This window comes from Microbacterium sp. (genome assembly GCF_052102115.1).
Taxonomy (GTDB): Bacteria; Actinomycetota; Actinomycetes; order Actinomycetales; family Microbacteriaceae; genus Microbacterium.
Window position 1 is genome coordinate 23,039 of sequence record NZ_JBQDVP010000039.1, and the last position, 6,046, is coordinate 29,084.

At 65.6% G+C, this 6,046-nt stretch carries 10 protein-coding genes; 2 read left to right on the forward strand and 8 right to left on the reverse strand.

The window, feature by feature from the left end; translation table 11 throughout:
* The first annotated feature begins 1 nt into the window (after window position 1).
* Window positions 2-796 carry an ABC transporter permease gene (locus ACTICP_RS11950; RefSeq protein WP_441892627.1) on the forward strand — a complete coding sequence of 265 codons (795 nt, stop codon included), beginning with the start codon at window positions 2-4 and terminating at the stop codon, window positions 794-796.
* Window positions 793-1,878 (forward strand): ABC transporter ATP-binding protein, encoded by a 1,086-nt coding sequence (locus tag ACTICP_RS11955; protein ID WP_441892629.1) that lies wholly within the window; start codon window positions 793-795, stop codon window positions 1,876-1,878. The genes ACTICP_RS11950 and ACTICP_RS11955 overlap by 4 nt, the downstream gene beginning before the upstream one ends.
* A gap of 116 nt (window positions 1,879-1,994) precedes the next feature.
* Here ACTICP_RS11955 and ACTICP_RS11960 read toward each other — a convergent pair whose 3' ends face one another.
* The 8 genes from ACTICP_RS11960 to ACTICP_RS11995 all read right to left on the reverse strand — a co-directional run bounded on the left by ACTICP_RS11960 (window position 1,995) and on the right by ACTICP_RS11995 (window position 5,882).
* Window positions 1,995-2,750 (reverse strand): amino acid ABC transporter ATP-binding protein, encoded by a 756-nt coding sequence (locus ACTICP_RS11960; RefSeq protein WP_441892631.1) that lies wholly within the window; start codon window positions 2,748-2,750, stop codon window positions 1,995-1,997.
* Entirely contained in the window at window positions 2,747-3,544 is a 798-nt protein-coding gene (locus ACTICP_RS11965) for an amino acid ABC transporter permease (RefSeq protein ID WP_441892633.1), read from the reverse strand. The genes ACTICP_RS11960 and ACTICP_RS11965 overlap by 4 nt, the downstream gene beginning before the upstream one ends.
* Before the next feature lie 30 nt (window positions 3,545-3,574).
* The gene (locus tag ACTICP_RS11970) at window positions 3,575-4,393 is read right to left on the reverse strand and encodes a transporter substrate-binding domain-containing protein (RefSeq protein ID WP_441892635.1); all 819 of its coding nucleotides are present in this window, start codon (window positions 4,391-4,393) and stop codon (window positions 3,575-3,577) included.
* A gap of 123 nt (window positions 4,394-4,516) precedes the next feature.
* Entirely contained in the window at window positions 4,517-4,819 is a 303-nt protein-coding gene (locus ACTICP_RS11975) for a Dabb family protein (protein WP_441892637.1), read from the reverse strand.
* Window positions 4,816-5,073, reverse strand: coding sequence for a glutaredoxin family protein (locus ACTICP_RS11980; protein ID WP_441892639.1), 258 nt, complete (start codon window positions 5,071-5,073; stop codon window positions 4,816-4,818). Before ACTICP_RS11980 ends, ACTICP_RS11975 begins: the two co-directional genes overlap by 4 nt.
* Window positions 5,070-5,372 carry a rhodanese-like domain-containing protein gene (locus ACTICP_RS11985; RefSeq protein ID WP_441892641.1) on the reverse strand — a complete coding sequence of 101 codons (303 nt, stop codon included), beginning with the start codon at window positions 5,370-5,372 and terminating at the stop codon, window positions 5,070-5,072. Before ACTICP_RS11985 ends, ACTICP_RS11980 begins: the two co-directional genes overlap by 4 nt.
* 82 nt (window positions 5,373-5,454) lie before the next feature.
* Window positions 5,455-5,553 (reverse strand): 30S ribosomal protein bS22, encoded by a 99-nt coding sequence (locus ACTICP_RS11990; protein WP_003792170.1) that lies wholly within the window; start codon window positions 5,551-5,553, stop codon window positions 5,455-5,457.
* Window positions 5,554-5,690: 137 nt separating this feature from the next.
* Window positions 5,691-5,882: a helix-turn-helix domain-containing protein gene (locus ACTICP_RS11995; protein WP_441892644.1), complete on the reverse strand. Its 192-nt coding sequence runs from the start codon at window positions 5,880-5,882 to the stop codon at window positions 5,691-5,693.
* Between the last annotated feature and the right edge of the window lie 164 nt (window positions 5,883-6,046).

Sequence of the window (6,046 nt, forward strand, 5' to 3'; positions counted from 1 at the left end):
CATGAACCGGCTCGGCCCTTCCCGCGCGACGCGCTGGGTCATCGGCATCCTGATCGGAGCGTTCTTCGCGATCCCGCTGATCTCGACTCTGCTGTACACGCTGCGTGCTCCTGAAGGCGGCCTATCGTTCGAGCGCTGGGCGGCACTGCTGGACCCCACGGCGTCAGCGGCGATCAAGCCGATTTGGACGGGTCTGGGCAACTCGCTGATCCTGGCGGTGGTGACCGTCGCCATCGTGCTGCTGCTGCTCGCACCGACCATGATCCTGGTGAACCTGCGATTCCCGAAGCTCAAGCCGATCTTCGAGTTCACCGCCCTGCTGCCGATCTCGATCCCCGCCATCGTGCTCGTCGTCGGCCTCACCCCCATCTACCTGCAGATCGGTCGCACTCTCGGCACCGGCACCTGGACCCTCGCGTTCGCCTACGGCATCACCGTGCTGCCGTTCGCGTATCGCTCGATCCAGGCGTCCATCGACGCCGCCGATCTGCGCACGCTCTCCGAAGCCGCCCGTTCGCTCGGCTCTGGTTGGCCGGTCGTCGTCGTGAAGGTGCTCGCGCCGAATCTGCGTCAGGGGCTGCTCTCGGCATCCCTCATCTCGATCGCCGTCGTGCTCGGCGAGTTCACCATCGCATCCCTCCTGAACCGCCAGGTGTTCCAGACAGCGATGGTCGTCGTCGGAAAACAGGATGCCTACGCCCCTGCGATCTTCACACTGCTCGCGCTGGTGTTCTGCTTCCTGCTGCTGCTCATCATCGGCCGCGTCGCCCGCGGCAACCGAAAGGCCACCCCATGACCACCCCTCTTCCCGCGACCAAGGACAATGTGCTTCTCGCCGAAGCCGGCGACGGAACGCGCGTGCAGTTCCAGAGCATCGTGAAGAGCTACGGATCGAACCGGGTGTTGCACGGCGTCGATCTCGACATCGCCCCCGGCGAGTTCGTGTCACTGCTCGGTCCGTCTGGCTGCGGCAAGACGACCGCGCTGCGTGTGCTCGCGGGGCTGGAGAACGCCGACGACGGCGCGGTACTCCTGGGCGGGCAGGATGTCTCGCGAGTGCCCACGAACAAGCGCGACATCGGCATGGTCTTCCAGGCGTACTCGCTGTTCCCCCACCTGAATGTCACCCACAACACCGCTTTCGGACTGCGACGTCGGGGCCTGGGCAAAGCCGCGGCTGCGCAGAAAGCACTCGATGCGTTGGCGCTGGTCGGTCTCGAGGGCTTCGCCGACCGCTTCCCGCACCAGCTCTCGGGCGGCCAGCAGCAGCGCGTCGCGCTCGCCCGCGCCCTGGTCACGGAGCCGCGCGTGCTGCTGCTCGACGAGCCGCTCTCCGCGCTTGACGCCAAGGTGCGCGTGCAATTGCGCGATGAAATCCGCCGCATCCAGCTTCGCCTGGGCATCACGACCGTGTTCGTCACGCACGATCAGGAGGAGGCGCTGGCCGTCTCGGACCGCATCGCCGTCATGAACGCCGGGCGCATCGAACAGATCGACACCCCTGAGGAGCTGTATCTGCGCCCGGCGACAGCGCACGTCGCGGGGTTCGTCGGACTGTCGAGCATCGTCGCCGGCGTCGCATCAAGCGACGCGGTGACGGTCTGGGGATGCGAGCTGCCGACGAACGCTTCGACCACCGGCGAGGTCGACGTGCATCTGCGTCCCGAGAACCTGCGATTCACGACCCAGTCCGATGGTGCGGTCGGAGGTGTCGTCGAGGAGAGCACTTTCCTCGGCAGCATGCGGCGCACGCTGGTCAAGACCGACGCGGGTGAGATCGTCCGCGTGCAGCACGACGCGCACCAGCATCCGGCCTTCGGCGAACGGGTCTGGCTGGCGATCGAGCCCGTCGCCGTCGCCATCCGCCCGCGAACCTGACTCGAGAATTACCTTGCGCGACGAGAATTGGCCTGCCAGCGCGATTCTCGCGCGGCAGGCCAATTCTCGCGGAAGGCGGCGGGCGGCGGCGAGCGGCGGGCAGGCGGATGCTGCGGCTAGAGCACGCGCGAGAGGAAGTCCTGCGTGCGCGGATGCTGCGGGTTCGCGAGCACCTCGCGCGGATCGCCCTGCTCGACGATGACACCGTCGTCCATGAAGATCAGGCGGCTTCCGACCTCACGCGCGAAGCCCATCTCGTGGGTGACGACGAGCATGGTCATCCCCTCATCCGCGAGCGAGCGCATCACCTGCAGCACCTCGCCGACCAGCTCGGGGTCAAGCGCAGACGTCGGCTCGTCGAACAGCATCATGTCGGGGTTCATGCACAGCGCTCGCGCGATCGCGACCCGTTGCTGCTGCCCGCCGGAGAGATGCCCGGGGTAGGCGTCGGCCTTCTCGCTGAGTCCCACCCGTGAGAGCATCGCCAGCGCGACGCTCTCGGCCTCTGCCTTCGAGCGCTTCTTCACCCGCCGCTGCGCGAGCGTGAGATTGCCCATCACATCGAGGTGCGGAAAGAGATTGAAGCTCTGGAACACCATGCCGATGCGGGTACGCACCCGATCGATGTCAGTGTCCTCATCGGTGATGTCGATACCCTCGATGAGGACCTCGCCGCCGGTGGGCTCTTCGAGCATGTTCACCGAGCGCAGCAGCGTCGACTTTCCGGAGCCCGACGGCCCGATGACGCACACGACCTCACCTCCGGAGACGGTGAGGTCGATGCCCTTGAGCACCTCGTTGTCGCCGAAGCTCTTGCGCAGTCCGCGCGCCTCAATGGCCGGGGCGTGGATGTCGATCAGATCGGTGCTCATCGCTGCCTCGCCATTCGTCGCTCAAGCCACGCGCTGAACCGCGTGAGAGGAATCGTCACGACCAGGTACAACAGAGCCGCCATGATCAGTGGGGTCGCGTTGCCGTTCTGAGTCGTCGCGTCGCGGGCGAAGGTGGTGAGTTCCTTCGACCAGATGAAACTTCCCGCGATGAACAGCAGTGAAGTGTCCTTCAACAGCAGCACGAACTCGTTCGTCAGCGGGGGGATGATGATCCGGAAGCCCTGCGGAATGACCACCCAGAAGGTGGTCGCCAGCGGCGACATGCCCAGCGAGCGGGAGGCTTCGGTCTGCCCCTTCGGCACGGCCTGGAGACCGGCGCGGATCGTCTCGGCCATGTACGCGGAGGCGACGAGGATCAAGCCGACCAGTCCGAGCATGACCGGGCCGCCAAGATCCTGATTGCGCATTCCGACGGCGATCGGCAAGATGTAGGCGATCGCGAAGATCGTCAGCAGCGCGGGGAGGCCGCGGAAGAGCTCGATCCACACCGTCGCGATCCACCGGAACGGCGCGATCACCGAGAGCTTCATCAACGCCAGCAGAACACCGAGCAAGAGTCCGCCGAGGAATGCCACGACGGTGAACCACAGGGTGTTCACGAGCCCAGTCGTGATGATCCCCGGAAGCATCTTGAGTGCGACCTCGGGGTTGAGGAACAGCGGCCCGAGCCGCGCCCAATCCGCCGTCACCACTGCCCATACCAGCAGTGCGATCAGCACCGCATACACGGTGTACCGGTACAGTTTCTGTTTCTGCGTGCGCCTCAACGCCATCGTCAAGGTCCTTCCGACCGCTGCTACGGCTCAGTTCGCGGAGAAGTAGGAGTCGTAGATCGTGTCGTAGTCGCCGCTGTCGCGGACCTCCTGCAGCGCACCGTTGATGGCCTCGAGCAGAGCGGTCTTCTCGCCCTTGGCGAATGCGAAGCCGTACTGTTCGTCGGTGTCGTACTCCTCGACGATCTTGTAGTTCGGGTCAGCCTTCTCGTGCTCGATGTTCACCGGCTGATCCTGCAGGATCGCGTCGATCGTGCCCGCCTGGATCGCCGGCCACAACTCACCATCGGAGGGGAGCTGGAGAAGTTCGGCGCCGGGCGCGTTTTCGGTTGCGTAGGCCTCGCCGGTCGTGCCCTGCTGCACACCGACGATCTTGCCGTCGAGGTCGTCGATGGACGTGATGTCCGAGTCGGCGGGAACCAGCAGCGACTGCAGTGAGTCGTAGTACGGGTCGGAGAAGTCGAGGTTCGCCTTGCGCTCGTCGGTGATCGTCATTGCCGACGCTCCGATGTCGCAGGTGCCCGATGCCAGGGTCGTCCCCGACTGCAGTGCGTCGAAGCCGACGTCCTGCACGGCGAGCTTCAGGTCGAGATTCGTCGCGATCGCATCGAGCAGGTCGATGTCGAAGCCGGTGTAGCCCGTCCCGTTGTCGCCACCTTCGAACTCGAACGGCGCGTAGGGAATATCGGAGCACACCGTCAAGGTGCCCGCCTCGACCAGAGCGTAGTCATCGCCGCCGGATGCCGGGGCGGTGTCACCGCCGGCGTCGCCGCTGGCGCAGCCGGCGAGGGTGAGGGTGGCGGTAGCCGCGAGGGCGATACCGAGGATGAGGTGACGGCGTCGGGTCATGACCGCTCCAGACTGCAGGGGCTCGGGGGCCCAGATTCGGGTATGCAGATCATCCTGGCACGGGTGAGCGGAATATCCTCACCTTGCACGTTACGTTTCCGTTTCGCTCCGCGTCGACGGCCGTCAGACCTCGAAGTCGACGGCGACGCGGGATGCGACGACGGTGCGGATGTAGCCCGCCACCTCTTCGTGCGCCGGATGCACCTGGTACTGCTCGAGCGCCTCGACAGATTCGACGTCGGCGATGAGGGTGACGTCCCAGTTGGCATCCGGGTAGAGCGTGTTCGCTCCAGCCGAGACCGACAGCAACTGCGGGACGACGCCGTGAAGCGCGTTCAGGCGGCGGGCGACCTCAGCCGCCTGGGCGCCGCGCTCGGCGACATCTTCACTCGCGAGCTTCCAGGTGACAACGTGTCGCAGGGTCATGCCTTCTCCAGTGTCTGGCGCAGTCGGTCGGGCGAGACCCGCCACTGCGCATGGAACTCGTCGTCGATGAGGACGACGGGGATCTTCTCCCACCACAGCTCGTAGAGCGCCGGGTCATCGTCGATGGAGCGCTCGACGATCTCGATGTCGTCACCGGTCTCATCGGGCAGCTCGGCGACGACTTGCTCGACGATGCCGAGCGCCGTCGGGCACAGATGACACCCCTGCTTGCCGATGACGGTGATCGTCGTCACGCCGACGGCTTCTCGACCGGATGGCCCGCGGCGATCCACTCGCCGGTGCCGCCTTCCACGTTCGTGGTGTCGTAACCGCGCTCCTCGAGGGCCTGGGCGACGCGGGCCGATCGTCCACCGGCCTGGCAGATGACATCGAAGGCCTCTGCGGGAAGCTCATCCAGGCGGCCGCCGATCTCCGACATCGGGATGTTCACGGCCCCGGGCACGTGGCCGGCGGCGAACTCGTCGCGCTCGCGTACGTCGATGAGCGGGGTGGCCTCGCGAGCTGCGAGATCGGCGATGGTGATCGACTTCATGGCATCCTCACGGTGGATCGGCGGTGAGCGCAGCAAAGACACGAAGCGCCCGTCCGAAGACAGGCGCTCGGTGTCTGGCCGCTTACTTCTTGTTGCGGCGCTGGTGGCGAGTCTTACGAAGCAGTTTGCGGTGCTTCTTCTTCGCCATGCGCTTGCGGCGCTTCTTGATGACTGAACCCACGGAAACCTCACTAAGTCAGGGGCTGGGCGTCGCAGAAAATGGACACCCGGGTACGGGCACGGAAAAATGCCTCGGATCAGTTTAGCAAATGCGCGGCCTCGCGACGTGCACGGGTCCGCACAGACAGTGCCGAGGCGTCAGCCGACGTCGGAGATGGGACGCTGCAGCGCCTCTGCCACCGCCGTCTCGGGTACACGGTAGCTGCGTCCGAACCGAATCGCCGGCAGGTCACCGGAGTGCACCAGCCGGTAGACAGTCATTTTGGACACGCGCATGAGCTCCGCGACCTCGGCGACCGTCAGGAATCGGACTTCGGGAACATCGGGCATCCCACGTACCCCTTTCTGCTGATGCCCAACTCTATGGGGAAGGCGGGACGCCTGTAAACCCACGGGGCGAATGTGGCTCTTCCCAGATGAGGGTGTAGGTCGGCCGGGAGCGTCGGTCCGCAGATAGACGTCGAGGTCTCCCGACGACGGAGGTTCCTACGCCA